General features: G+C 66.7%; 25 protein-coding genes. 15 read left to right on the top strand and 10 right to left on the bottom strand.

The features are described 5' to 3' along the window. Positions 1–56: 56 nt before the first annotated feature. The 4 genes from pyrF (at position 57) to APT59_RS15715 (ending at position 4,734) form a co-directional block, all read left to right on the top strand. Positions 57–755: an orotidine-5'-phosphate decarboxylase gene (pyrF, locus tag APT59_RS15730; RefSeq protein WP_059315719.1), complete on the top strand. Its 699-nt coding sequence runs from the start codon at positions 57–59 to the stop codon at positions 753–755. A gap of 102 nt (positions 756–857) precedes the next feature. Further along, a complete protein-coding gene (locus APT59_RS15725; RefSeq protein ID WP_059315718.1) occupies positions 858–1,775 on the top strand; it encodes an AAA family ATPase in 918 nt (305 codons plus the stop codon). After that, positions 1,772–2,728 (top strand): DUF58 domain-containing protein, encoded by a 957-nt coding sequence (locus APT59_RS15720; RefSeq protein ID WP_059315717.1) that lies wholly within the window; start codon positions 1,772–1,774, stop codon positions 2,726–2,728. Before APT59_RS15725 ends, APT59_RS15720 begins: the two co-directional genes overlap by 4 nt. Next, a complete protein-coding gene (locus APT59_RS15715; protein WP_059315716.1) occupies positions 2,725–4,734 on the top strand; it encodes a transglutaminase TgpA family protein in 2,010 nt (669 codons plus the stop codon). Before APT59_RS15720 ends, APT59_RS15715 begins: the two co-directional genes overlap by 4 nt. Here APT59_RS15715 and APT59_RS15710 read toward each other — a convergent pair. From APT59_RS15710 to APT59_RS15700, 3 genes are all read right to left on the bottom strand, one after another. Then, the gene (locus tag APT59_RS15710; RefSeq protein WP_059315715.1) at positions 4,716–4,895 is read right to left on the bottom strand and encodes a hypothetical protein; all 180 of its coding nucleotides are present in this window, start codon (positions 4,893–4,895) and stop codon (positions 4,716–4,718) included. The two genes, APT59_RS15715 and APT59_RS15710, sit on opposite strands and share 19 nt — an antisense overlap. Before the next feature lie 74 nt (positions 4,896–4,969). After that, positions 4,970–6,244 carry a methyl-accepting chemotaxis protein gene (locus APT59_RS15705; protein ID WP_059315714.1) on the bottom strand — a complete coding sequence of 425 codons (1,275 nt, stop codon included), beginning with the start codon at positions 6,242–6,244 and terminating at the stop codon, positions 4,970–4,972. Positions 6,245–6,403: 159 nt separating this feature from the next. Further along, positions 6,404–7,234: a TatD family hydrolase gene (locus APT59_RS15700; RefSeq protein WP_059315713.1), complete on the bottom strand. Its 831-nt coding sequence runs from the start codon at positions 7,232–7,234 to the stop codon at positions 6,404–6,406. A gap of 88 nt (positions 7,235–7,322) precedes the next feature. On the opposite strand from APT59_RS15700, the gene APT59_RS15695 reads away from it, so the two are divergent. Both APT59_RS15695 and APT59_RS15690 read left to right on the top strand, forming a co-directional pair. Next, the gene (locus APT59_RS15695; protein ID WP_059315712.1) at positions 7,323–8,753 is read left to right on the top strand and encodes a transglycosylase SLT domain-containing protein; all 1,431 of its coding nucleotides are present in this window, start codon (positions 7,323–7,325) and stop codon (positions 8,751–8,753) included. Positions 8,754–8,906: 153 nt separating this feature from the next. After that, on the top strand, positions 8,907–9,212 hold the full coding sequence (locus APT59_RS15690) for a hypothetical protein (RefSeq protein ID WP_059315711.1): 306 nt from the start codon (positions 8,907–8,909) through the stop codon (positions 9,210–9,212). A 4-nt stretch (positions 9,213–9,216) separates the two neighbouring features. Here the strand turns inward: APT59_RS15690 and greB are convergent, their stop codons facing one another. Genes greB through APT59_RS15675 form a run of 3 tightly spaced genes read right to left on the bottom strand, consistent with a single transcriptional unit; the run spans position 9,217 to position 12,905 of the window. After that, entirely contained in the window at positions 9,217–9,720 is a 504-nt protein-coding gene (gene greB / locus APT59_RS15685; protein WP_059315710.1) for a transcription elongation factor GreB, read from the bottom strand. Between the two features lie 3 nt (positions 9,721–9,723). Continuing rightward, positions 9,724–12,234 carry an ABC transporter permease gene (locus tag APT59_RS15680; protein ID WP_059315709.1) on the bottom strand — a complete coding sequence of 837 codons (2,511 nt, stop codon included), beginning with the start codon at positions 12,232–12,234 and terminating at the stop codon, positions 9,724–9,726. After that, positions 12,231–12,905: an ABC transporter ATP-binding protein gene (locus tag APT59_RS15675; protein ID WP_059315708.1), complete on the bottom strand. Its 675-nt coding sequence runs from the start codon at positions 12,903–12,905 to the stop codon at positions 12,231–12,233. The genes APT59_RS15680 and APT59_RS15675 overlap by 4 nt, the downstream gene beginning before the upstream one ends. A 148-nt stretch (positions 12,906–13,053) precedes the next feature. Here APT59_RS15675 and APT59_RS15670 point away from each other — a divergent pair, with 148 nt between their 5' ends. From APT59_RS15670 to APT59_RS15660, 3 genes are all read left to right on the top strand, one after another. After that, positions 13,054–13,608 (top strand): arylesterase, encoded by a 555-nt coding sequence (locus APT59_RS15670; RefSeq protein WP_237140618.1) that lies wholly within the window; start codon positions 13,054–13,056, stop codon positions 13,606–13,608. Between the two features lie 98 nt (positions 13,609–13,706). Next, entirely contained in the window at positions 13,707–13,988 is a 282-nt protein-coding gene (locus APT59_RS15665) for a hypothetical protein (RefSeq protein ID WP_017641915.1), read from the top strand. Positions 13,989–14,062: 74 nt separating this feature from the next. Then, positions 14,063–15,040 (top strand): L,D-transpeptidase family protein, encoded by a 978-nt coding sequence (locus APT59_RS15660; protein WP_059315706.1) that lies wholly within the window; start codon positions 14,063–14,065, stop codon positions 15,038–15,040. A 123-nt stretch (positions 15,041–15,163) separates the two neighbouring features. On the opposite strand, the gene APT59_RS15655 is transcribed toward APT59_RS15660, so the two are convergent. Then, entirely contained in the window at positions 15,164–15,415 is a 252-nt protein-coding gene (locus APT59_RS15655; RefSeq protein WP_059315705.1) for an Lpp/OprI family alanine-zipper lipoprotein, read from the bottom strand. Positions 15,416–15,859: 444 nt separating this feature from the next. Between APT59_RS15655 and APT59_RS15650 the strand changes: the two genes are divergently transcribed. Next, the gene (locus APT59_RS15650; protein ID WP_017641917.1) at positions 15,860–16,141 is read left to right on the top strand and encodes a GNAT family N-acetyltransferase; all 282 of its coding nucleotides are present in this window, start codon (positions 15,860–15,862) and stop codon (positions 16,139–16,141) included. Positions 16,142–16,199: 58 nt separating this feature from the next. Here APT59_RS15650 and APT59_RS15645 read toward each other — a convergent pair whose 3' ends face one another. Next, positions 16,200–17,279: a 3-deoxy-7-phosphoheptulonate synthase gene (locus APT59_RS15645; protein ID WP_059315704.1), complete on the bottom strand. Its 1,080-nt coding sequence runs from the start codon at positions 17,277–17,279 to the stop codon at positions 16,200–16,202. A gap of 165 nt (positions 17,280–17,444) precedes the next feature. Here APT59_RS15645 and APT59_RS15640 point away from each other — a divergent pair, with 165 nt between their 5' ends. From APT59_RS15640 to cysB, 3 genes are all read left to right on the top strand, one after another. Further along, entirely contained in the window at positions 17,445–17,771 is a 327-nt protein-coding gene (locus APT59_RS15640) for a thioredoxin family protein (RefSeq protein ID WP_059315703.1), read from the top strand. Positions 17,772–17,887: 116 nt separating this feature from the next. Next, positions 17,888–18,370 (top strand): universal stress protein, encoded by a 483-nt coding sequence (locus tag APT59_RS15635; protein WP_059315702.1) that lies wholly within the window; start codon positions 17,888–17,890, stop codon positions 18,368–18,370. A 113-nt stretch (positions 18,371–18,483) separates the two neighbouring features. Next, positions 18,484–19,458, top strand: coding sequence for an HTH-type transcriptional regulator CysB (gene cysB / locus APT59_RS15630; protein WP_059315701.1), 975 nt, complete (start codon positions 18,484–18,486; stop codon positions 19,456–19,458). A 116-nt stretch (positions 19,459–19,574) separates the two neighbouring features. On the opposite strand, the gene APT59_RS15625 is transcribed toward cysB, so the two are convergent. Continuing rightward, positions 19,575–20,498, bottom strand: a complete 924-nt coding sequence (locus APT59_RS15625; protein ID WP_059315700.1) for a LysR family transcriptional regulator — start codon at positions 20,496–20,498, stop codon at positions 19,575–19,577. A 102-nt stretch (positions 20,499–20,600) separates the two neighbouring features. On the opposite strand from APT59_RS15625, the gene araD1 reads away from it, so the two are divergent. Beyond that, entirely contained in the window at positions 20,601–21,596 is a 996-nt protein-coding gene (gene araD1, locus APT59_RS15620) for an AraD1 family protein (protein WP_059315699.1), read from the top strand. Positions 21,597–21,745: 149 nt separating this feature from the next. Beyond that, positions 21,746–23,323, top strand: coding sequence for an aldehyde dehydrogenase (NADP(+)) (locus APT59_RS15615; RefSeq protein WP_059315698.1), 1,578 nt, complete (start codon positions 21,746–21,748; stop codon positions 23,321–23,323). A 521-nt stretch (positions 23,324–23,844) separates the two neighbouring features. On the opposite strand, the gene APT59_RS15610 is transcribed toward APT59_RS15615, so the two are convergent. Further along, a complete protein-coding gene (locus APT59_RS15610) occupies positions 23,845–24,993 on the bottom strand; it encodes an aldose epimerase family protein (RefSeq protein ID WP_059315697.1) in 1,149 nt (382 codons plus the stop codon). Positions 24,994–25,078: the final 85 nt, after the last annotated feature.

The following is a 25,078-nucleotide window of genomic DNA, read 5'->3' as shown; positions in this document are numbered from 1 at the left end:
CCGCGCGGCGCTTTTCTGCGAAAATGCCGGCCTTTGCCGTTTTGCCGAGAGCCCCCATGTCCGCCTGCCAGTCTCCCATCATCGTCGCCCTGGATTTCCCCTCGTCGTCCGCCGCCCTGGCGCTGGCCGACCGGCTCGACCCCGCCACCTGCCGGGTCAAGGTCGGCAAGGAGCTGTTCACCGCCAGCGCCGCCGGTGTGGTGGAGGCCTTGCGCACGCGCGGTTTCGAGGTGTTTCTCGACCTGAAATTCCACGACATTCCCAACACCACCGCCATGGCGGTCAAGGCTGCCGCGGAGATGGGCGTCTGGATGGTCAACGTCCACTGCTCGGGTGGCCTGCGCATGATGACCGCCTGTCGCGAGACCCTGGAGGCCTTCAGCGGACCCAAGCCGCTGCTGATCGGTGTCACCGTGCTGACCAGCATGGAGCGTGAGGACCTGGCCGACATCGGTCTGGACGTGGATCCCCAGGAACAGGTCCTGCGCCTGGCCGGCCTCGCCGCCCGCGCGGGAATGGACGGCCTGGTCTGTTCGGCCCAGGAGGCCTCGGCGCTCAAGGCCGCGCAACCGGCGCTGCAACTGGTCACCCCTGGTATTCGCCCGGCCGGCAGCGCCCTGGATGATCAGCGCCGCATCCTTACCCCACGCGAGGCGCTGGATGCCGGCTCCGATTACCTGGTGATCGGCCGTCCCATCGCCCGGGCTGCCGATCCGGCACGCGCCGTGGAAGAGATCCTCGCCACCCTGAAATAAGCGTTAAATCTCCCGGGCGCGGCTACCGGCAAAAGGTGCTGCTATTCTCGTTCTGCAGGCCGACGCCTTCCCGCGTCGGCGCAAGGCGAGAGACCTCAGGGCATGCACGATAGGTTGAACGCCTGTCTCAAGGCGGTAGACGGCGTTTTGTTGGGCAAGGAAACCCAGGTCAGGCTGGCATTGGCCTGCCTGCTGGCGCGGGGGCATTTGCTGATCGAGGACCTGCCCGGCATGGGCAAGACCACCCTCAGCCATGCCCTGGCCAAGGTGCTGGGGCTGTCCTTCCAGCGTATCCAGTTCACCTCGGACCTCTTGCCCGGCGATATCCTCGGCACCTCGGTGTTCGATCGCGACAGCGGTCAGTTCGTCTTCCATCCCGGTCCGGTGTTTGCCGAGCTGCTGCTGGCCGACGAGATCAACCGGGCCACGCCCAAGAGCCAGAGCGCACTGCTCGAAGCCATGGAGGAGGGGCAGGTGACCATCGAGGGCGCCACCCGGCCGTTGCCCGAGCCCTTCTTCGTCATCGCTACCCAGAACCCGGTTTCCCAGGGCGGCACCTTCGCCCTGCCGGAATCCCAACTCGACCGCTTCCTGATGCGGCTGTCGCTCGGTTATCCCGGCCGCGCCGCGGAACGCGCCCTGCTGCTCGGCGGTTCCGGGCGCGAGCAGCTGCCGCGCCTGGAGCCACTGCTGGATCATGCCCAGCTGCGGCTGATCCAGACCGAGGTGCCGCGCATCCATGCCAGCGAGGCGGTGGTGGACTATGTGCTGCGCCTGGTGGAGGCCACCCGCACCCAGACCTCCTTCGCGCTCGGCCTGTCACCCCGCGGCAGCCTGGCCCTGCTGGCCGCGGCCCGAGCCTGGGCCTTGCTGGCGGGCCGTGACCACGTGCTGCCCGAGGATGTCCAGACGGTGCTGCCGGCGGTGGCCGGGCATCGCCTGCGCGACATCGCCGATCCTGCCGGGCATGGCGGCGGCGCCCTGGTGCAGTGGCTGCTGCGCGAAGTCCCGGCGCTGTGACCGGCGGCGCCTGGCAGCGCTATCGAGACGGTTGGCTGGCCCGACGGATTCCGCCGGCCAATCGCATCACCCTCGATCAGCGACGCATCTTCATTCTGCCTACCCGCCAGGGTGGCGCCTTCGCCATTGCCCTGCTGCTGATGCTGCTGGCTGGCATCAATTACCAGAACAGCCTGGCCTATGGCCTGACCTTCCTGCTGTTTTCCCTGGCGCTGGTGGCCATGTTGCATACCTATCGCAACCTGGCCGGCCTGCAACTGGCCGGTGGCGGGGCCGGCCCGGTGTTCGCCGGGGAGGCGGCCGGGTTTCGCCTGCGCCTGGAAAGCGACCGTCGGGCACACCAGGGCATCGGCCTGGGCTGGCATGGCGAGCCCCTGATCCTCAGCGATGTGCCCGCCGGGGAGAGCGTCGCCCTGCAGGTGTTCCATCCGGCGCCGACACGCGGCTGGCTCAGGCCCGCGCGGCTGCGGGTGGAGAGCCGGTTCCCCCTCGGCCTGTTCGTCGCCTGGAGCTGGCTCGACCTGGACGTGCGCGCCCTGGTCTATCCGCAGCCGCTGGCAACCGCGGCGCCGCTGCGCAGTGGCCAGGATGCCGGTAGCGAGGACGGCCAGCGCCAGACGGGGCAGGGCGCCGACGACTTCCAGGGGCTGCGGCCCTATCAGCCCGGCGATTCACGGCGGCGGCTGGACTGGAAGGCCTTTTCTCGCGGGCAGGGGCTGCTGGTGAAAGACTTCACCGCCCTGGCCGGCAGCGAACTCTGGCTGGATTTCACCGTACTCGATGGCGATACCGAGACGCGGCTGTCCTGGCTGTGCCAGGCGGTGCTGGACTGCAGTAGCCGTCAGCTGCGCTTCGGCCTGCGCCTGCCCGGCGTGGAGCTGAGTCCGGCCACCGGTGAGCCTCACCGCGATGCGGCCCTGCAGGCCCTGGCCCTGTTCGGGCGGCCGGCATGAGCACCGCCGTGCCGCAACCCATTCCGCGCATCGCCCTGGTCTGGCTGCTGGTGGCCCAGGCCCTGGTGATCCTGCCGCATCTCACCCATCTGCCGCCCTGGGTCGGGCTGCTCTGGGCCTTTTGCGCCGGCTGGCGGGTGCTGCTGTTCCGCATGAAGGTCCGCGCGCCCACCCGTCTGGAAAAGGGCGGTCTGCTGCTGCTGGCCATGGGCGGTATCTGGCTGTCGCGCGGGTCCTTCATCGGTCTGGACGCAGGTGCCGTCCTGCTGCTGGTGACCTTCGCCCTCAAGCTGATCGAGATGCACAGCCGTCGCGATGCCCTGGTGGTCATCTACCTGGGCTTTTTCGCCGTGGTGATCGCCTACCTGTTCGAAGACGGCCTGCTCGCCGCGCTCTACAGCCTGCTGCCGGTGACCGCTCTGGTGGCGGCGCTGATCGGCCTGCAGCAGAGTGCCCTGGCCAGCCGTCCGCTGGCGACCCTCAAGGTCGCCGGCACGCTGTTGCTCCAGGCGGTACCCCTGATGCTGCTGCTGTTCCTGGTGTTTCCCCGTATCGGCCCGCTGTGGTCACTGCCGCAACCGGGCGAGCAGGCGCGCACCGGGCTGGGCGATAGCATGGCGCCCGGCGAGATCGCTCAGCTGTCGCAGTCCGCCGAGCGAGTGTTCAGGGTGAGCTTCGACGGCGAGCGGCCGGCCCAGCGTGACCTCTACTGGCGCGCCACCACCTATGAACGCTTCGATGGCACGCGCTGGTCGGTCGACCCGGACACGGCCTGGAGTCCGGAACCGGCCTGGACGCCCGTCGGACCCCGGCTGGACTATCAGGTGGTGATGGAGCCGAGCGGTCGGCCCTGGCTCTATGGCCTGGACGTGGCGCGCAGCGATCAGCGCGACGTACGCCTGGCCAGCGACTTCCATCTGCAGCGCCGCCGTCCGGTGGACCAGGCGCTGCTCTATCGCGCGAGCAGTTGGCCCCAGGCCCGCCGTGAGCCGGACCGGCTCTCAGCCTCCAGCCAACGCCGGGCCCTGCAGGTGCCCAGCGGGGGCGAGCCGCGCACCCGAGCCTGGGTGGCCCAGCTCAAGGCGCGCGAGCCGACGCCCGACGCCCTGGCCCAGGCGATCCTGGCCTATTTTCGCCAGCAGCCCTTCGTCTATACCCTGCAACCACCCACGGCGAGCGTTGATGCCATCGATGCCTTCCTCTTCGACAATCGTCGCGGCTTCTGCGCCCACTATGCCGGCGCCATGACCTTCGCCTTGCGGGTTGCCGGCATTCCAGCGCGAGTGGTGGCCGGCTATCAGGGTGGTGAATTCAACACCGCGGGCGGCTATCTGCTGGTGCAGCAATTCGATGCCCACGCCTGGGTGGAATACTGGCTACCGGCGCGCGGCTGGATCAGTGTTGATCCCACCGCCCAGGTGGCGCCCGAGCGGATCGAACGCGGCCTGCAGGAAGCCCTGGCGGCCCAGGGCGCGGCCAACGAATTTCTCGCCGACGATCCCTTCGCCGCCAATCGCTACCGCGACCTGGCCTGGCTCAACGGCCTGCGGCTCGGCTGGGATCGCATCAACTACGGCTGGCAGCGCTGGGTGCTCAACTACCAGGAAGATACCCAGGGCGAGTTGTTCAAGCGCCTGCTCGGTGAGGGTTCGCTGCAACGCCTGGGGCTGCTGTTGGCACTGCTGGTGCTGGGCGTACTCGGGGTGATGGCGCTCCTGGTGCTCAAGCCCTGGCAGCGGACGCGGGATCCGCTGCTGGCGCGCTTCGGCCAGTTCGAGCGCCTACTGGCGCGCCAGGGGGTGAGACGGCGCAGTGGTGAACCGGCCGGCTCCTTCGCCGGCCGGGCGATGACGGAGCTGCCGGCGGCCCGAGAGGGGATTGCGGCTTTTTCCCAGGAATTCCAGGCGCAACGCTATGCTAACCGGCCGAGCGATCCGGTCGCACTGGCGAACGCCTTGAAGCAGCTGAAGCGTCAGCTGCGTGGCCGTCAGGCGCGCAGTGACTGAGGTGCGGGGAGGGCGTCAGGCTCTTGCAGCGCGAAGGCCACTAGGCAGACGACGGCCGCCAGGATCAGCGGTTGCGGATGGGGGTTGCCCAGGGCCTGGGCGATGCAGCCCAGGCCAAGCAAGAGCAGAACGGCAGAAGTGAGGGTAGTGACCGAGCGCATGACGGTTCTCCGAAAACGTGCGGGCATCTTGCCGCCTGTCGGGCAACCGTGCGAATGCGCTCTCGCTATGGAGGCTATAGGCGCAACTGGCGGATCGCCTGATTCAGGGTTCCTGCGAGGGCGGCCAGTTCCGTGCTGGTGCTGGCCGACTCCTGCGTCAGCAGCATGGTCCTTTCCGTGACATCGCGGATGCCTACAACCGACCTGCTCATCTCTTCCGCCACCTGGGCTTGCTGTTCCGCGGCAACGGCGATCTGGGTGTTGCTGTCGCGCATCAGGGTCACGGCAGCGGTAATGTCGGCCAGGGCCTGCCCAGCGGCGCCGGCCTGCACCACGCAGTCGTCGGCCTTGAGCGAACTCTCGCGCATGAATTCCACGGCATCGCGGGTACCGGCCTGAAGACCGTCGACCATGCGGGTGATCTCGTCGGTGGAACCCTGGACGCGCTTGGCCAGGTTGCGCACCTCGTCGGCCACCACGGCGAAGCCACGGCCGGCCTCGCCGGCGCGAGCGGCTTCGATGGCGGCGTTGAGCGCCAGCAGGTTGGTCTGCTCGGCGATACCGTGAATGACATTGACCACGCTGGTGATGCGTTCGCTGTTCTCGGCCAGCTCCTGGATCATCACCGCGGTCTGCTGCACGCCCTGGGAGAGGCCGGCGATGGAATGGCTGACGCGATCCACCGCCTGCTGACCCGCCCCGGCCAGGCGATCGGCTTCCTGGGACTGGTCGCGAGTACCGGCGGCGTGTTCGGCGATCTGCTGCACGGTGGCGCTCATCTCGTTGATGGCAGTGGCGGCCTGATCGGTCTCGTGCTGTTGATCCTGCATGCCGCCGCGGACGCCCTGCATGCCGCTGGCCAGGCGCCCGGCGCCCTCGTCCAGGCGCGAGGCGCTGGCAGCCACGGTACCGACGACGCGGGTGTAGCTGTCCTGCATGGCGTTGAAGGCCTGGGTCATCTGCCCGACCTCGTCGCGCCCGCGGACCTCGACCCGCGCGGTGAGGTCGCCCTCGCGCTCCACCCGCAGCATGGTGTCCTTGAGGCGCTGCAGATTGCCGAGGATGAAGCGGATCAAGAGCTGCGAGGCCACCAGCAGCACCAGCATCAGCACGCCTACGGCCAAGGCGTATTCCGGGGCGCGGGCGAGGAAGACTTCACCGAAGGTCGGGGCGCTCAGATGGGCGGCCGCGTCACCCACGGCGGTCTTGACCGCCTTGAGCTGTTCAGCGCGACCGGAGACTTCCAGCTGCATGGCGAACAGCACCAGCAGCAGGCTGGTGACGAAGGCGACGGCATTGACCGCCCAGAACTTGTATTTGAGGGAGATATCACGCAGCCAGGCAAACATAGGGGGCATCCAGTCGGCGGGGCCGCACAGCCTGGCAGGCTGGCACAACCCGGATCTTGACTGGCGTCAACGTCCTGCCAGAGGAAGGCGACGCCGTGGAACAAGCCCTGAGTTTAACGGCCCGCGCGGCCCCGACTTTAGCGCAGCGGCACCCCGTACCTATCTGAATTCCTCATCCCGCTCTGGCACGATGATCTCCGGCAGCTCGAAGAAGGCCCGGGCGGTAGCGGTGGTGTGCAGGGCAGTCTGTTCAGGTGTTTCCTGGCGCAGACGGGCCACGGTGCGCAGGATTTCCGGCAGGAAAGCCGGTTCGTTGTGGCCATGGCGCGGCTTGGGTCTGAGGGTGCGTGGCAACAGGTAGGGCGCATCGGTTTCCAGCATCAGTCGGCCGACCGGGATCTGTCCGACCAGCTCGTGCAGGTGCAGGCCGCGGCGTTCGTCGCAGATCCAGCCGGTGATACCCAGGTGCAGGTCGAGATCCAGGTAGCCGTAGAGCGCCTTGCGTTCGCCGGTGAAGCAGTGGACCACCGCCGCCGGCAGGTGGTCGCGATAGTCGCGCAGGATGGCCAGCATTCGCTCGCTGGCGTCGCGCTCGTGGAGAAACACGGGCCGGCGCAATTCGGCGGCTAGCGCCAGCTGTTCCTCGAAGCAGCGCTCCTGCTGCGGTCGCGGGGTGAAATCGCGATTGAAGTCCAACCCACATTCGCCCAGGGCACGCACCTTGGGCTGGCTGGCCAGGTCGCGCAGGGTCTTGGCGGCGGCTGCGTTCCAGGTCGAGGCTTCGTGGGGATGGACGCCCGCAGTGCTGAACAGGGCTTCGCCCGCGTCCAGGCGCAGGCAGAGGTTGAGGGCGTTCTCGCTGTCCTCCAGCGTGGTACCGGTGAGCACCAGCTGCATCACCCCGGCGGCCTGGGCTCGCTCGATCACCGCGTCCACCTCCTTGAGCAGACTGGGATGGGTGAGGTTGACGCCGATGTCGATCAATTGCATGGTGCGGGCCTTCTACAGACTTTGTTTCTTCATTCTATCCGTAGTCCGGGTGCTATCGGCGCTGTCCCGGCCAGGTCAGGAGTCCTGGATGCCGTTTCGATTCACCCTTGCCATCCTCGGCTGCCTGCTCGCCTGCTCCGTCCAGGCCCGGTTGGGCGCCTTGCCACCGGAAGCGCCGCGCCATGTCGCGGCGCGCGACCTGGCCACCATCGAGCGCGCCGGGGAATTGCGCGTCCTGGTCAACCAGAGCCGGCACAGCTCCGGCGAATGGAACGGCCAGGCGCTGGGCGTCGAGTATCGGCGGCTGGAGGCCTTCGCTCGTTATTTGCAGCACCAGCCTGGTGGCCGGCCGCTACGGCTGGTCTTCGTCCCCAAGGCCAAGGACGATCTGCTGCCAGCGCTGCAAAGAGGCGAGGGCGATCTGGTGGCGCCGGGCGAAACCCTGCTGCCACCACCGCATTCGGCGCTGATCGCCGCGTCGGTGGCAGCACCCACCAGCCTGGTGGTGGTGAGTGGGCGTGGTCAGCGTCTGCCACGCCATTTGGAACAGCTGGCGGGCCGTCGAATCGTGCTGCCCCAGGGCAGTGCCGCCGGGCCGGCCCTGGCGCGGCTCAACGCCCAGCTGGAGAAGCGTAGGCTGCGGCCGGTACAGGTCGAGTGGGCCGATCCGACCCTGGCGGTGGAAGATGTCCTGGAGCTGACCCAGGCTGGTATCTACCCGCTCACCGTCGTCGAATCCGGCCTGGCTCATCGTTGGGCGCGGGTGCTGTCCCGACTGCGGGTGGCCGACCGCCTGGTGGTGGCGCATGACCAGGCCCAGCTCTGGTATCTACGCGCCCCGGCGCACCAGCTCGCCGAGCGGGTCCGGGCCTTCGCTCGGCAACCCGTGGCGCGGGACGACGACAAGGCCTTTCGCCAGGCCTATGCACGCCGCTACCAGGTACGCGATCCGCTGCAGGCCCATGACCGCAAGCGGCTGGCCAGGGTCCGGCCATTGCTGCAGCGCTATGCCAAGGCCTACGACTTCGACTGGCTGACCCTGGCCGCCATGGCCTACAAGGAATCCGGTCTCGATCCCCACGCCCGCGGCGCCGGACGCGCCGCCGGACTGCTGCAGATCACGCCACGGGCGGCGCGCAGTGTCGGGGTGCGCAGCCTTCATTCCGCCGAGGACAACGTCAAGGCCGCCACCCGCTATCTGGCACGCCTGCGCCGGGAATTCTTCTCCAGTCCCAGGCTGACCGAGCGCGAGCGCCGTGCCTTTACCCTGGCGGCCTACAACCTGGGGCCGGAGCGCGTCCAGGCACTGCGGGCCAAGGCGCGTAAGCAGGGGCTGGATGGTGATCGCTGGTTCTTCCAGGTCGAACGCATCGCCGCCGAGGAAGTGGGCATCGGGGTGGTCAACTATGTTGCCAGCGTCAACAAGTACCGGGTGGCTTTCAGTCGTGAACGGGCGCGTCTCGAGGCGCCGGCCGTGGCGGCGGCAAGCCCTGAAGAGACTGGGCATAAGGACGGTTGAGACCCGCTTGACAGGGCAGCCGAGGCCTCCCTAGGATGATCCTGCGCCGATTTAAACAGCAACTTGCGGGGCGCTCCCAAATACCGCTAAAGCGCTGGACGGAACAGGCCTCGTACTACCGCCCAGCTGGATCTACGAGGCGGAATTTCGTCCATGCTTCCTCTCCCGCTACGCCTTACCCCGCTCACCCAGGGCAGGCTCGCCTGTCATCCCACCATTCTGCTCGGCGGTCCCGACCAGCCTACGCTGCTGCGCTATCTCGAAGGCTGGCCCAAGCGCTGGCCCCACAGCCGCACCCTGCAGATTCGCTTCGCCAACCAGGCCGAGCAGTTGCGTCTCTTCGGCGATGACAGCTTCGACTTCGCCGTGGTGCAGTCACCGGGCCAGGCCGGTCTCGAACCCCTGGTGCGGGAACTGACCCGGGTAGCGCGGCAGGGCGTGATTACCCGACGCCGTTGAGTCGTCAGTCGTCGGGGTAGGTGATCTCGACGATATACCAGCGCTGGTCACCGGCTGGCGTCTCCAGCCGGACTTCCGCGTCCAGCGCCTTGCCCACCAGCGCCCGCGCCAAGGGCGAGTCGATGCTGATGAGGTTCTGCCTGAGGTCCAGTTCGTCCGGGCCGACGATGCGGTAGCGCTTCTCGGCGCCCTCATCGTCTTCCAGGGTGACCCAGGCGCCGAAATAGACCTTGGTCGGGTCGGCAGGGCGGTCGCGAATCACCTTGAGATTCTCCAGGCGCTTGCGCAAAAAGCGCACCCGGCTGTCGATCTCGCGCAGCATCTTCTTGCCGTAGATGTACTCGGCGTTTTCCGAACGGTCGCCCAGCGCGGCCGCCTCGCTCACCGCCTGGGTGACCTGGGGCCGGCGCACGTTCCACAACTCGTGGAGTTCGGCGCGCAGGCGCGCCTCGCCAGCGGCGGTGATCAGGGGCGTGCCGGCGGTGCGCGGCGGACGGTAACGACTCATGGATCAGCTTTCTCTCAGGATCAGTAACGGACTGGCGGTGATGGCCCGCCGCGTGCCCAGCAGTCCGGCCGCGCCGACCAGCAAGGCGCCCAGCACCGGCAGGAGCAGCAGCCAGGGGTGGGGTTGCCAGTCCAGGTCGAAGGCCAGCCGGTAGAGCAGGGCGCTGACGATCTCGCAACCAAGCGCCGCGAGCAAGCCGCTGGTGCCACCGAGCAGGATGAATTCGGTTCGCCGCGCCCGTTGCAGCAGCTCTCGTCGCGCACCCAGCGCACGCAGGAGGGCGCCCTGGCGGATGCGCTCGTCCAGGGTCGCCTGCAAGCCGGCCAGCAGCACGGCAATGCCGGCAGCCAGCACGAAGAGCAGCACGAACTCCACCGCCACGCTGACCTGGCGCAGGATACTGCGCAGCTGGTCCAGCAGGGCGTCGATGGGCAGCAGGGTCACCGCCGGGAACTGTCGGGCCAGGGCCAGCAACTCGCGGTCATGGCCCGGCGGCAGGTAGAAGCTGCCCAGGTAGGTGAAAGGCACGCCTTCCAGGGCACCCGGGGCGAAGATGACGAAGAAGTTGGGCTGGAAGTTGTCCCAACCCACCTGCCGCAGGCTAGTGACGCGTGCCTCGATCTGGCGATCACCGATGACGAAGCCCAGGGTGTCACCCAGGCCGACGCCAAGGCTGCGCGCCAGCTCGCTTTCCAGCGAGACGCCGGGCAGGTCGCCGGCGGGCAGGGTATCCCACCACTGGCCGGCTTCCAGGCGGTTGCCGTCCGGCAACTGCGCCGACCAGGTCAGGTTGAGATCGCGTCGGGTGGCGCGCCCACCGCGGGAGTCGTCCTCCAGGCCTTCCTGGGCCGGATGCCCCTTCACGCTGACCAGGCGGCCCTGGACGATGGGGTAGAGCGGACTGGCATGGGGCGAGAGCTTGCTCACCGCCGTGGCGAAGGCCTGGCGCTCGTCCGGCAGCACATTGAGGGCGAAGTGATTGGGCGCCTCGGCCGGCAATTGCGCCTGCCAGCGCTCCAGCAACTCGCCCCGCAGCAGCACCACCAGGCTCATGGCCAGCAGGATCAGGCCGAAGGCCAGGGTCTGGCCCACTGCCGCCAGCGGATGGCGCAGCAGTTGACCCAGGCCCAGGCGCCAGGCCAGGGGCGCACCCTGCAATCCTCGCCGCAGCAGGCGCAACGCCAGGTAGAGCAGGCTGCCGAACAGCAGGCCGGCTACCAGGCCGCCCACCAGCAGCGCCAGGGTCAGGCGCAGGTCCAGCGACAGCCGCCACATGATCAGCCCCAGGGCGAGCAGGGCGCAGCCATAGACCAGCCAGGTCCGCAGGGGCACCGGTTGCAGATCGCTGCGCAGTACCCGCAAGGGCGGTACCCGGCCGAGGGCCGCCAGGGGTGGCAGGGCGAAGCCAGCCAGGGCGACCAGTCCGGTACCCATGCCCGCGAGTGCCGGACCAATGCCGGCCGGCGGCAGCCGTGCTGGCAGGAGACCGTGGAGGAGCTGGAACAGCACCAGCTGCGCCAGCCAGCCCAGCAGGGCGCCGAGCAGGCTCGCGGCCAGCCCCAGCAGTCCCAGTTGCAGGCCATAGAGCACCAAGGCGTCGCGCCGGGTCAGGCCCAGGCAGCGCAGCAGGGCGCTGGCGTCGAAGCGCCGGGTGGCGAAGCGATTGGCCGACAGCGCCACGGCCACACCGGCCAGCACCACTGCCACCAGGCTGGCCAGGCCGAGATAACGCTGGGCACGCTCCAGGGCGTTGCCCAGCTGGCGATTGCCATCGCCGGGTCCCTCGAAACGCTGGTTGGCGGCAAGGTCCGGCGTGAGGGCCTGGCGGTAGGCGGCCAGGGCCTGAGGCTCGCCCCGCCAGAGTTCGCGGTAGCGCACCCGGCTGCCGGGCTGGATGACGCCGGTAGCGGCGACGTCGTCGAGATTGATCAGCACCCGTGGTGTCAGGCTGTAGAAGTCACCGGCGCGGTCCGGTTCATAGGTGAGTACCCGGGAGATGGTGAGGGGCTTGCGCCCGATGTCGAGACGGGCGCCGACCTTGGCGTCCAGGGCCAGCAGCAGGCGTGGTTCGACCCAGGCTTCCCCAGGAGCGGGAGCGCCACCCGGCTGGTCGGGAGCGTCCGGTACCGTAGCGCTGCGCATCTCCCCGCGCAGCGGGAAATTCGCCTGGACCGCCTTGACGCTGGCCAGTTGCAAGGCTTCGGCACCCGCGGCCATGGTGCTGAAATTGAGCGTGCGACTGTGTTCGAGGCCCAGTTGCAGGCCAGCGTCCACCTGCTCCGGCCGCGCCGGTTCGCTGCCCAGCAGCACCAGGTCGGCGGCGAGGAATTCGCTGGCACGATTCTCCATGCCGGCGCCCAGGCGGGCGGTGAAGTAGCCGATGGCGACACTGGACGCGACGGCCACCACCAGGGCCAGGCAGAGCATGCGGATCTCGCCGGCACGAATCTCGCGCAGACTTTGGCGCCAGGCCAGGAGGAACAGCCGCGCCAGCGGCAGACCGGTCCTGTTCATGCCGCGACCCGCCGACCGCCTTCCAGGCGCAACTGGCGGGCGCAACGGGCGGCCAGGCGCTCGTCATGGGTCACCAGCACCAGCGTCGTACCCTGTTCCCGGTTGAGCTCGAACAGCAGGTCACTGATGTGGCCGCCGGTGCGGCTGTCGAGATTGCCGGTGGGTTCGTCGGCGAAGAGAATGCTCGGCCGCGGGGCGAAGGCCCGTGCCAGGGCGACCCGCTGCTGCTCGCCGCCGGAGAGCTGGCGAGGATAGTGACGCAGGCGCTCACCCAGGCCGACCCGCTCCAGCAGGGCCATTGCCTGCTCACGGGCCTGGCGCGCGCCCTCCAGTTCCAGGGGCAGCATGACGTTTTCCAGGGCGGTGAGGCTGTCCAGCAACTGGAAGGACTGGAAGACGAAGCCCACCCGTTCCGCGCGCAGGCGGGCTCGGGCGTCTTCGTCGAGGGTGTCCAGGCGCTGGCCGGCGAGATGGACCTCCCCGCTGCTGGGCAGGTCGAGACCGGCCAGCAGCCCGAGCAGGGTGGACTTGCCGGAACCCGAGCTGCCGACGATGGCCAAACTGTCGCCGGCTTCCAGTTCCAGATCCAGCGCCTGGAGGATCGGTAGCGCACCTTCCGCGCCCGTGACGACCTTGCTAAGGTCTCGTGCCAGCAAAATGACTTCGCTCATGAGGTATCCGATGCCGTATTCGAGGGGCCCGCAAACGGGCGGCTGTGGCGAGTTAGAGTCAAAAAGCCGCGCGAAGTCCAGAGCGCCTTTGCGCCAAGGCATTGCCTGGCTACTGGCCCTGCTGTGCCTGACCCTGACGCCGCTGGCCATGGCGCGCACCCTGCTGGTGGTGGGTGACAGCATCAGTGCCGGCTACGGCCTGGCCGATGGCCAGGGATGGGTACGGCTGCTGGAGCAGCGCCTGCAGGAGCAGAAGATCGATTACCAGGTAGTGAACGCCTCCATCAGCGGTGATACCACGGCTGGAGGCCTGGCACGGCTGCCACCCCTGCTGGCCGACCATCGGCCTGAGGTCGTGGCCATCGAGCTGGGCGGCAACGACGGGCTGCGCGGCCAGCCGCTGGCCCAGATCGAGCGCAACCTCACCGCCCTGGTGGGGCAGGCCAAGGCCAAGGGCGCCCGTGTCCTGCTCCTGGGCATGCGCCTGCCACCCAACTATGGGCCGCGCTATACCGACGGCTTCGCCCAGGTCTACACGGACGTGGCCAAGGCCCAGCAAGTGGCCCTGGTGCCCTTCCTGCTCGAAGGGGTAGGGGGCGATCCGGCCTTCATGCAGCCGGACGGCATTCATCCCCAGGCCAATGCCCAGCAACGGCTGCTGGAAAACGCCTGGCCGCACCTGCAGCCGCTGCTGCGCGACTGAACGTCGGACTTTTCCCCGAAGGGGCTTTCCGCTAAGGTTGCGCGCCCCGCCGGTCCGGCCAATCGACCGCCCGGCGGAACCGCCCCTGGAGTATCCCGATGTCCCGCCTTTCCCGGTCCATGCACGGCTATCAGCTGATCCAGCCCGATGCCCAGCTCGACCTGTTCGCCTGCCGCGAGGGCCGGGTCCATATCGTCGCCCGGCAGCTGGAGCTGGGCTCGCCCACCGACCGGACCCTGTGCGGCACCCTGCTGCCGGCGCGGCCGCGACTGCACCCGCTGGATCGCCGTGGGCTGGCGCTCAAGACCCTGTGCCCGGCCTGCCTGCAGCGGTTGCAAGGCGCCAAACGGGGGCTGCCCAATCCGTTACAGGCTTTTTGAGGCTCTGCCGGACGCGGGGCGAGCCGTGTACAATTCGCGCCGTCACCTTATTGCTCCTTGCAAGGATTCATCCCATGCCCGCGCGCGTTTCGACCCTGGTCGGTTCCCTCTCGCTGTTTGGTCTGTTGAGCGCGGGTACGGCGCAGGCATTGGAGTTGCCGCTGCCGCCACCCGGTGAAGACGTGGTCGGCGAGGTTCAGGTCATCAAGGCCGCCTACGAAGACACCTTCGCCGACCTCGGCCAGAAGTACGACCTGGGCTACACCGAGATGGTGGCGGCCAATCCAGGCGTCGACGCCTGGCTGCCCGGCGCCGGTACCGAGATCGTCCTGCCGACGCGCTTCATCCTGCCGCCCGGACCGCGCGAAGGCATCGTCATCAACATCGCCGAATACCGCATGTACTACTACCCCAAGGGTGGTCATTCGGTGTTCACCTACCCGCTGGGTATTGGCCGTGATGGCTGGGGCTCGCCGGTCGGGGTGGCCAAGGTGGTGGACAAGATCAAGGATCCAGCCTGGTATCCGCCGGAGTCCATTCGTGCCGAGCATGCCGCCGAAGGCGATCCGCTGCCCAAGGTGGTGCCGCCCGGCCCGGACAATCCCCTGGGCCCCTACAAGATCCGCCTGACCCTGCCGGGCTATCTCATCCACGGCTCGGACAAGAAGTTCGGCATCGGCATGCAGGTCAGCCACGGCTGCTTCCGCATGTACAACTTCAACGTCACCGAACTGGTGAGCATGCTGCCAGTCGGTACCCCGGTGCGGATCATCGACGAGCCCTACAAGTTCGGGGTCAGCCAGGGCAAGCTCTACCTGGAAGCCCATCAGCCGGTCAACCTCAAGGGCGATCCGACCGACATCGACCGTCAGGCCGCGGTGGTCAATGCGCTGATCAAGCGCGACGACCTGCTGCAGGCCAACAGCGCGGTGAACTGGGCCACGGTGCGTGACGTGGTGCAGGGCCAGGACGGCCTGCCAGTGGAAATCGCCGATCTGCCCGCCGGTGTGGTTCCCGGTGCGGTGGCCAAGGCGCCCGCCAAGTCGCTGTGAGTCCAACCGGCTGAGCACGCTCGGCCGGTCCGACAAACAAAAAGCCCGCCATCTGAGATGGCGGGCTTTTTGTTTGCTCCGAGAAAGGCGACTGTTGCCATTCGCCTTTCCAGCCGGGGCGCCTTACTTGCGGCTGGCTTTTTCCAGCATACGCAGGGCGCGCTCGTTGGCTTCGTCAGCGGTCTGCTGAGCTTTCTGAGCGGCGGCCAGAGCCTCGTCAGCGTGACGGTAGGCTTCGTCAGCACGAGCCTGGGCGCGGGCAGCGGCGTCTTCGGTAGCGGTCAGGCGAGCTTCGCTTTCCTTGTTAGCGGTGCTGCAACCAGTGGCCATAGCAGCGGCCAGAGCCAGGGCGGCGAATTTCAGAGCATTGTTCATCGTAAACCCCTTGAGGTAGACATCCTGTTTTAAGATCAATTTTCCAGGTGGAAAATTGCGGCTACATACTACTCATTACCGGTCGTAAGTAAACTGAGCTAAACCCGTTGAAGAAAGATTTTTTGCGGAAATCCTCCTTCGCTCCCCGAGTTCGTCCCAGAATGCGTGCAGCCGGTATCAGCAACTGCTTGGATGGCTGAAAGCCACGAACGTTTCAAAACGTTAGAGGATGAGCGGAAGTTGTCAAGAAGGACGCCGTGGCTGCTCCCGCGTCGAAGGCCCTGATATAGTGCGACATTACGGTGCGACGGCTGGTCAGAACCTGTTTCTTCCGTAGGGGTCTGACGCGCTGTGGCTCAGTCCCGCACAGGAAGAGTGCGTTCTCGTCTTCGGGTATCACCGATAACAATGGATAAGGCGGAGCCAAACCGCCAAGGAGTAGTCATGAACGAGTCCCTGCACGTGGAACACGATGAAGCCAATCATCAGTTCCAGCTTTCCGTCGACGGCCAGCGCGCCTATCTCGCCTATATGGATCTGGGCAAGCAGACGATGGATTTCTATCGCACCTTCGTACCCGATGCCCTGCGTGGGCGCGGCCTGGCGGCGCGGCTGACCGAGCACGCGCTGAACTACGCCGAGAGTCGCGGCTACAGCGTCATTCCCTCCTGCTCCTATGTGGAGCACTACCTGGAGCGGCGTGGCCAGGTGACGCCGCTGGCCTGAATGGCCGCTGCATGAAAAACGCCGGGCTGAGCCCGGCGTTTTCGTGTGCGCTGATCCGTCAGTCGCGGGCGCGACGCGGCAGCACATCCTTGAGCTTGCGGTGCATGTCGAGAATGCTCTTCTCGGTCATGGCCCAGTCGATGCAGGCATCGGTCACCGAGACGCCGTATTCCAGCTGCGCCAGGTCCGCCGGGATCGGCTGATTGCCGAAGCCCAGGTGGCTTTCCACCATCAGGCCGACGATGGAGTTGTTGCCCTCGACGATCTGGTTGGCGACGTTGTCCATCACCAGCGGCTGCAGGGCGGCGTCCTTGTTGGAGTTGGCATGGCTGCAATCGACCATGATGTTGGGCTTGACCTTGGCCTTGACCAGCGCCTGCTCGCACAGGGTGACGCTGACCGAATCGTAGTTGGGCTTGCCGTTGCCGCCGCGCAGTACCACGTGGCCGTAGGGATTGCCCTTGGTCATTACCACCGAGACCTGGCCGCGCTGGTCGATACCCAGGAAGCGGTGCGGGCTGGAAACCGACTGCAGGGCGTTGATGGCCACGGTCAGGCTGCCATCGGTGCCGTTCTTGAAACCGACCGCGGAGGAGAGGCCCGAGGCCATTTCGCGGTGGGTCTGGGACTCGGTGGTGCGCGCGCCGATGGCCGACCAGCTGATCAGGTCCTGCAGGTACTGCGGGGAAATGGGGTCGAGCGCCTCGGTGGCGGTGGGCAGGCCCTTTTCCGCCAGGTCCAGCAGCAGCTGACGACCGATGTGCAGGCCGTCCTGGATCTTGAAGGAGTCGTCCAGGTAGGGATCGTTGATCAGGCCCTTCCAGCCCACGGTAGTCCGGGGCTTCTCGAAGTAGACGCGCATGACCAGGTAGAGGCTGTCGCTGACCTGAGCGGCCAGTGCCTTGAGCCGCTCGGCGTATTCGTGGGCGGCCTTGATGTCATGGATCGAGCAGGGGCCGATCACCACGAACAGGCGATGGTCCTTGCCGTCGAGGATGTCGCGGATGACCTGGCGGCCCTGGGCGACGGTGTCGGCGGCGAGATCGCTCAGCGGGATCTCCTGCTTGAGCTGCTCGGGCGTGATGAGCGGCTCGTTGGCTTCGATGTTGAGGTCGTTAAGGCGGGGCTGTGCGGCCATGGTGCTACTCGTCGGTCACGGCGCTGCGACAGGACGGGGCCCGTGCAGGCAAAATACGGTGGGGAGGGTGGGGCACCTTAACGCGTGTCCCGCCCGGTCACAATGGTTACGACGCTATTGGCGAGCCTGAGGGCGCGCCCTGACGATGATCGCGGCGAGGAATCGATGGAATTGGACGATGGCACGGCGGATGCCGTCCTGCTGGAGGCGCCCGGGCGCTCCCTGCTGATCTTTACCAGCGTCGGCTGTGCGACCTGCCGGCTGGCCCGCCAGGTACTGCCTGCAGCGGTGCTGCCGGTCGACCGGCTGTACTGGGTAGACGCCGAGCGCAGCGGCGGCCTGGTGCAGCGCTATGGCGTCTTTCATCTGCCGGCGCTGTTCCTGGTCCGTGACGGCGAGTTTCTCGGTCCGGTACAGGCGCCGCTACGCGAGCCAGCCCTGGTGGCAGCGATCCAGGCGGCGGACGGGCGCGAGTCCGAGGAACTGCCCTGAGCGTCCTGAGCAGGCTCTAAGGCGCGGGTTGCAGCGCAATCGGCGATCCCCTGCTACGCTGGTGAGGCTATCCCGCGTCGTACCGGCCCGATCGGTTGATCTGGCCAGGAGGAATCGTGATCCGCTCCCTGCTTTACGCCACGGACCTGGGCCTGTGTTCGTCCTATGTGTTCCAGCACGCCTTGACGCTCGCCCGCATCCATCAGGCGCGGTTGTATGTCGTCCATGTGGTGGAGCCGCTGGGATTGCTGGCCTCCACCCTCCTGCAGCAGCATCTGGACGGCGAATCCATGGATCGGCTGCGTAACGGCGGACTGGATCTGGTCATGGAGACCATCGAGCAGCAGGTGTTCGAGTCCTTGCGTGAGGACCTGCTGGAAACCCCGGCTACCGTGGGGCTGGTACGGGCCGTCCGGGTGGTGCAGGGCGATCCGCCAGCGGTGATCCTCAAGCAGGCCCAGGACTTCGCTGCGGATCTGCTGGTGATCGGCAGCCGCAGCCAGGGCGATGCCCAGGTAGCGCCGCTGGGCCGTACCGCCAGTCGCCTCCTGCAGACGGCCCATATCCCCGTCTATCTGGTGCCCTTGCGCCAGGGCTGATCCGTAAGCGTCAGCGCGTGCCCTTCTGCGACTTAATTCGATTTCGGTCTAGAAAAAGCTTAAGGGCTGCTTTAAAGTTATATGCTTGCGCATGGGGTCAGCGAGGAGCCGGCATGAAGCTGCAACAGTTGAGATATATCTGGGAAGTCGCCCATCACGACCTGAACGTATCCGCCACTGCCCAGAGCCTCTATACGTCGCAGCCTGGCATCAGCAAGCAGATCCGCCTGCTCGAAGACGAACTGGGGGTCGAGGTCTTTGCCCGTAGTGGCAAGCATCTGACCCGCGTGACCCCCGCCGGCGAGCGGATCATCCAGACCGCTGGCGAGATCCTGCGCAAGTGCGAAAGCATCAAGCAGATCGCCCAGGAGTTCTCCAACGAGCGCAAGGGCACCCTGTCCATCGCCACCACCCACACCCAGGCGCGCTATGCGCTGCCGGATGTGATCAGCGAATTCATCAAGCAATACCCCGATGTGGCGCTGCACATGCACCAGGGCTCGCCGACCCAGATCGCCGAGATGGCCGCCGACGGCACCGTCGACTTCGCCATTGCCACCGAGGGTCTGGAGCGCTTCAACGACCTGGTGATGATGCCCTGCTATCGCTGGAACCGGTGCGTCATCGTTCCGCAGAATCATCCGCTGGCCAAGGTCGAGAATCTGACCCTGGAGCAGCTGGCGGACCAGCCACTGGTGACCTACGTCTTCGGCTTCACCGGGCGCTCCAAGCTCGACGAGGCCTTTGCCCGCCAGGGCCTGGAGCCCAACGTGGTGCTGACCGCGGCGGACGCCGACGTCATCAAGACCTATGTCCGCCTTGGCCTGGGCGTGGGCATCGTGGCCGACATGGCGGTGGATCACAAAGCCGATGCCGACCTGGTCTGCCTGGACGCCAGCCACCTCTTCGAAGCCAGCGTGACCAAGATCGGCCTGCGCCGTGGCACCTTCCTGCGCGGCTTCATGTGCGACTTCATCGGTCGCTTCGCGCCGCACCTGACCCGGGATGTCCTCACCGAGGCCATGCAGACGCCGACCCGCCAGGAGCTGGAGACGCTGTTCCATGGGGTGACGTTGCCGACGTATTGAGGTTGGCTGCGGACCGTCGTAGGTTGGGTTGAGCGCAGCGAAGCCCAACAGGCTCTGCCTGGGAACGCGGCAATGTTGGGCTTCGACGGTGGAGCCGTCTCAGCCCAACCTACGATCTACCCTTCAAGCCGCCACTGCTCCAACAGCAGCTGCGCCGCCGCTGACAGCCCCGCGCCCTGGCGCACCAGGATCGAGTAGGGTTCGTTGCGGGTGCGCTGGACGACCGGCAGGCGACGCAGCAGGCCATGGCGTTCGCCGAACTGAGCGATGTCGCTGGGCAGCATGGCCACCTGGTTGGGGTCTTCCTGAAGCAGGCCGAGCAGGGTGAAGGTCGAGGCGGTTTCCACCGGATAACGGGGAAACTCCAGCTCCGCTGCGCGAAACTCCCGTTCCAGGGTCAGCCGCATCGGCAGGTTGGCCGGGTAGACGATCCAGCGGCTGTCGACCAGCTCGGCCAGGCCTAGCTCTGTTGCCTCGGCCAGCGGATGGCGGGGATGGCAGACGATCTCCAGCCGCTCCTCGCGCACCTCCAGGCAGTCGTAGGCATCCGGGCGGCGGCTGACGCTGCTGCGGCAGATCGCCACCTCGATGCGCCCGGCGTCGAGCAGATCGAGCAGACGCACACTGGTGTCCTCGATGATCTCTATCCCGAGCTGTGGCTGCGCTGCGCCCAGACGGGATACCGCTGCGATCAGCCGGGGCACCGCGCCCATGATCACGCCCACCGCCAGGCGGCCGCCTTCACCCTGCAGGATGCCGAGCATCTCCTCGCGCAGATGAGCCAGGTCGCTCTCGATCAGCCGCGCATAGCGGATTACACAGCGGCCCAAGTCATTCGGTTGCAGGCCCTGGTGGGTGCGCAGGAAGAGGGTGGCGCCCAGGGTACTTTCAATCTCGTGCAGCGCCTTGGTGGCGCCGGGTTGGGAAATGGCGATGCGTTCGGCGGCCTTGTGCAGCGAGCCTTCCTCGTCGAGGGCGATCAGCAGGCGCAGCTGGCGCAGGCGCAGGCGGGAAGCGATGGAGCCCAGGGATGGCAGCATGGGAATAACCGTTGGTTATCACGGGATAGGGAGCTCTCATTAGGCAGGCCCTGTAGCGCCTAGTAAAGTCTCTTTCAGGCGATAACCAACAAGGAGAATGCCATGCACCTGATTCAGTTCGAAGACCAACAGGGCCAGCGCCGCGTCGGCGTGGTCGAGCGCGGCGAAGTCCAGCAGGTCCGCGGTGCCACCAGCACCCGGACCCTGGCGCTGGAAGCCATCCGCGCCGGCGTTTCGCTGGAGTCTCAGGTGCAGGCCCTGGGCCTGGAGCCCGGACCGGCCTATGCCGATCTGCTCGACGCCGGCCGCCTGTTGCCGCCGCTGGACCATGAGGATCCGGCACACTGCCTGGTTACCGGGACCGGCCTGACCCACCTGGGCAGCGCCGCGACCCGCGACAAGATGCACCAGCAGAACAGCCAGGAGGAGGCCAAGCTGACCGACTCCATGCGCATGTTCAAATGGGGTGTGGAGGGCGGTCGGCCCGCCGCTGGGACCGCCGGTGCCCAGCCGGAGTGGTTCTACAAGGGCGACGGCGGCATCCTGGTCCGTCCCGGTGCCGACATTCCGCTGCCGGAGTTCGCCGAGGATGCCGGCGAAGAGCCCGAGTTGACCGGCCTCTATGTGATTGGCGATGACGGCAAGCCCTATCGGCTGGGTTATGCGGTGGGTAACGAATTCTCCGATCACGTGATGGAACGCAAGAACTATCTCTACCTGGCCCATTCCAAACTACGCTACTGCAGCTTTGGGCCCGCCCTGCGCACGGGTGAGCTGCCGCGTCATCTGGCCGGAACGAGCCGTATCCGTCGTGGCGACCAGGTGCTGTGGGAGAAGGAGTTTCTCTCCGGCGAGGACAACATGTGCCATAGCCTGGAGAACCTGGAATATCACCATTTCAAGTACGCGCAGTTCCTGCGTCCGGGCGATGTCCATGTCCATTTCTTCGGCACGGCGACCCTGTCCTTCGCCGATGGCGTCCGCGTCGAACCGGGCGATAGATTCGAGATCGCCGTGCCCGAATTCGGCGAGTTGCTGAGCAATGGCGTCAAGGCGCATGCGGCTGCCTTCCAGCCCGGGCAGGTCCGGCAACTCTGATAGTTGTATGATGACTGCTGACTATGCGAATGCTAGAGTGGGTATCGCACAGGCTGGTCCGGACGCTCAGATGCTGAGCGTGCCACCCTTTCGAAGATCCCCAGGCGGGCGGTCTTCCCTGAACCCCTAGGTATAAGGAGTCGAGAACAATGCAGATCCAAGGCAAAAACTACATCGGTGGCGCTCGCAGCGGCGAGGGCGAGGTGCGGGTCTACAGCATCGACGCCAGCACCGGCGAAAAACTGCCCTACGAATTCTTCCAGGCGTCCACGGCCGAGGTCGATGCCGCCGCCCGTGCCGCCGAGCAGGCGGCACCCCTGTACCGCAAGCTGAGCGCCGAGAAGCGCGCGGCCTTCCTCGACGCCATCGCCGACGAACTGGATGCCCTGGGCGATGACTTCGTCCAGCTGGTCTGCCAGGAAACCGCACTGCCGGCTGGCCGTATCCAGGGCGAGCGTGGCCGTACCAGCGGCCAGATGCGCCTGTTCGCCAAGGTGCTGCGTCGTGGTGACTTCCACGGTGCCCGTATCGACACCGCCTTGCCCGACCGCAAGCCGCTGCCGCGTCCCGATCTGCGTCAGTACCGCATCGGTCTGGGTCCGGTGGCCGTCTTCGGCGCCAGCAACTTCCCGTTGGCTTTCTCCACTGCCGGTGGCGACACCGCTGCGGCCCTGGCCGCCGGTTGCCCGGTAGTGTTCAAGGCCCACAGTGGCCACATGGTGACCGCCGAGCACGTCGCTGACGCGGTGATCCGCGCCGCCGAGAAGACCGGCATGCCCAAGGGCGTGTTCAACATGATCTACGGCGGTGGCGTGGGCGAGCAGCTGGTCAAGCATCCGGCCATCCAGGCCGTGGGCTTCACCGGTTCCCTGCGTGGTGGTCGTGCCCTGTGCGACATGGCCGCGGCTCGTCCGCAGCCCATCCCGGTCTTTGCCGAGATGTCCAGCATCAACCCGGTGGTCGTGCTGCCCGAGGCGCTCAAGGCCCGCGGTGATGCCATCGCCACCGAACTCAGTGCCTCGGTGGTGCTGGGTTGCGGTCAGTTCTGCACCAATCCGGGCCTGGTCATCGGTGTGCGTTCGCCGGAATTCAGCGCCTTCCTGGAGCGTCTGGCCGGTGCGATGAACGAGCAGGCGCCCCAGACCATGCTCAACCCGGGCACCCTGAAGAGCTACGAGAAAGGCGTCGCGGCGCTGTTGGCCCATTCCGGCGTAGAGCATCTGGCTGGTGCCAGCCAGGAAGGCAACCAGGCCCGTCCGCAGCTGTTCAAGGCTGACGTCAGCCTGCTGCTGGAAAGCGATGAGCTACTGCAGGAAGAAGTCTTCGGCCCCACCACCGTGGTGGTCGAGGTGGCTGATGACGCTCAGCTGCAGCAGGCGCTGCAAGGTCTGCACGGTCAGCTGACCGCGACCCTGCTGGCCGAGCCGGCCGATCTGCAGCGCTTCGAGGCCATCATCGGCCTGCTGGAGCAGAAAGCCGGTCGCCTGCTGCTCAACGGCTATCCCACTGGCGTGGAAGTCTGCGACGCCATGGTCCACGGCGGTCCCTACCCGGCGACCTCCGACGCCCGCGGCACCTCTGTGGGTACCCTGGCCATCGATCGCTTCCTGCGCCCGGTGTGCTACCAGAACTACCCGGACGCCTTCCTGCCGGAAGCCCTGCAGAACGCCAACCCACTGGGCATCCAGCGCCTGGTGAACGGCGAGAACACCAAGGACGCGATCTGATCGCAAGGCCTTGAGTAGGTAGAGAACCCGGCGTCGAGAGACGCCGGGTTTTTTATTGGGCGGCGGAAAGGGGAGGTGACAAAACAGTGGAAAAGGCTGCGCCGTTTTCCACGCTACGGGGTGGTTGGGTGTGGGGTGGTGGAGGGCGATGCAAGTGGAAAAGGCTGCGCCGTTTTCCACGCTACGGGGTGGCTGGGTGTGGGGCGGTGGAGGGCGGTGCAAGTGGAAAAGGCTGCGCCGTTTTCCATGCTACGGGGTGGCTGGGTTTGGAGTGGTGGAGGGCGGCGCAAGTGGAAAAGGCTGCGCCGTTTTCCACGCTACGGGGTGGTTGGGTGTGGGGTGATGGAGGGCGGTACAAGTGGAAAGGCTTTGCCGTTTTCCACGCGACGGAGCACGAGGCTACGGGTAGCGCCGGGGCGGCCCCCTCTCCCTCTGGGAGAGGGCTGGGGTGAGGGCGCGACACGGCACCGAAACGCAAAAGGCCGCTCGTGAGAGCGGCCTTTCTTGCACCCGAGGCAGCCTTACTTGGCGGCGAACTTGAAGATCGTCGTCTGGGTGTAGGTCTGGCCGGGGTCCAGGCGGGTGGTGGGGAAGTCGGGCTGGTTGGGCGCATCTGGATAGTGCTGGGTTTCCAGGGTGAAGGCGCCCCAATGGCCATAGGTCTTGCCGGCCTTGCCCTTGATGTTCCCTTCCAGGAAGTTGCCGGTGTAGAACTGCACGCCCGGTTCGGTGGTGTAGAGAGTCAGGGTGCGGCCGGAGCCTGGATCGGTCACCACGGCGGCGGCCTTCTGCAGATCGCCACCGGTGTTGAGCACCCAGTTGAAGTCATAGCCACCCTGCTTGGGCTCGGCGTACTTCAGTTGTTGGTTTTCGTCGGCGATATGCTTGCCGATGGCGGTCGGCTTGCGGAAGTCCATCGGCGTGCCGGCCACCGGTGGCAGTTCGCCGGTGGGGATCAGCTTGGCGGTCACCGGGGTGTAGGTATCGGCGTTGAGCATCGCCACCTGCTTGAGCACGGTGCCACTGCCGGCGCCGGCCAAGTTGAAGTAGCTGTGGTTGGTCAGGTTGAGCACCGTCGGCTTGTCGGTGGTCGCGCGGTACTTAAGGGTCAGCTGGTTGTGCTCGTCCAGCTGATAGGTCACCTGGGTGGTGAGGGTGCCGGGAAAGCCCATCTCGCCATCGGGGGAGACATAGCTCAGGGTCACGCCGACCCAGCCGTCACCCTTGGCCGGCTCGGCCTTCCACACCTTGGTATTGAAACCCTGAGGGCCGCCGTGCAGGGCGTTGGTCTTGTCGTTCTGGGGGATCTGGTAGCTCTTGCCGTCGAGACTGAAACGGCCTTCGGCGATGCGGTTACCGAAGCGGCCGATGGTGGCGCCAAAGAACACTGTGGGGTTGTCGAGATAGCCCTGGACGTCATCGAAGCCCAGCACCACGTCTTCGCTATGGCCCTTGCGGTCGGGCACCTTGAGCGCCTGCAACACGCCACCGTAGGTGATAACGGTGGCCTGCATGCCGTGGCTGTTGCTGAGGACGAACTTCTCGATGGGCGTGCCGTCGGGCAGCTTGCCAAAGCTCGACTGCTGGCTGGTGAGGCCGGCCGCCTGGGCGGTGAGGGTACTGATCATGAGTGACAGTCCAAGTCCGGTAAGGGCTAACGTGCGTTTCATCTCGACCACCTTTTCGGTTTGTTGTTGTGCAAGAGTGGGGCAGAGGGCCCCGAGTTCCGGAAAGAGAGGCTGCGCCAGCCCCTCA

The organism is Pseudomonas oryzihabitans, from assembly GCF_001518815.1.
GTDB lineage: Bacteria > Pseudomonadota > Gammaproteobacteria > Pseudomonadales > Pseudomonadaceae > Chryseomonas > Chryseomonas oryzihabitans_E.
Note: the sequence above shows the minus strand (reverse complement) of the source record. Positions and strands in the feature narration are given on the sequence as shown.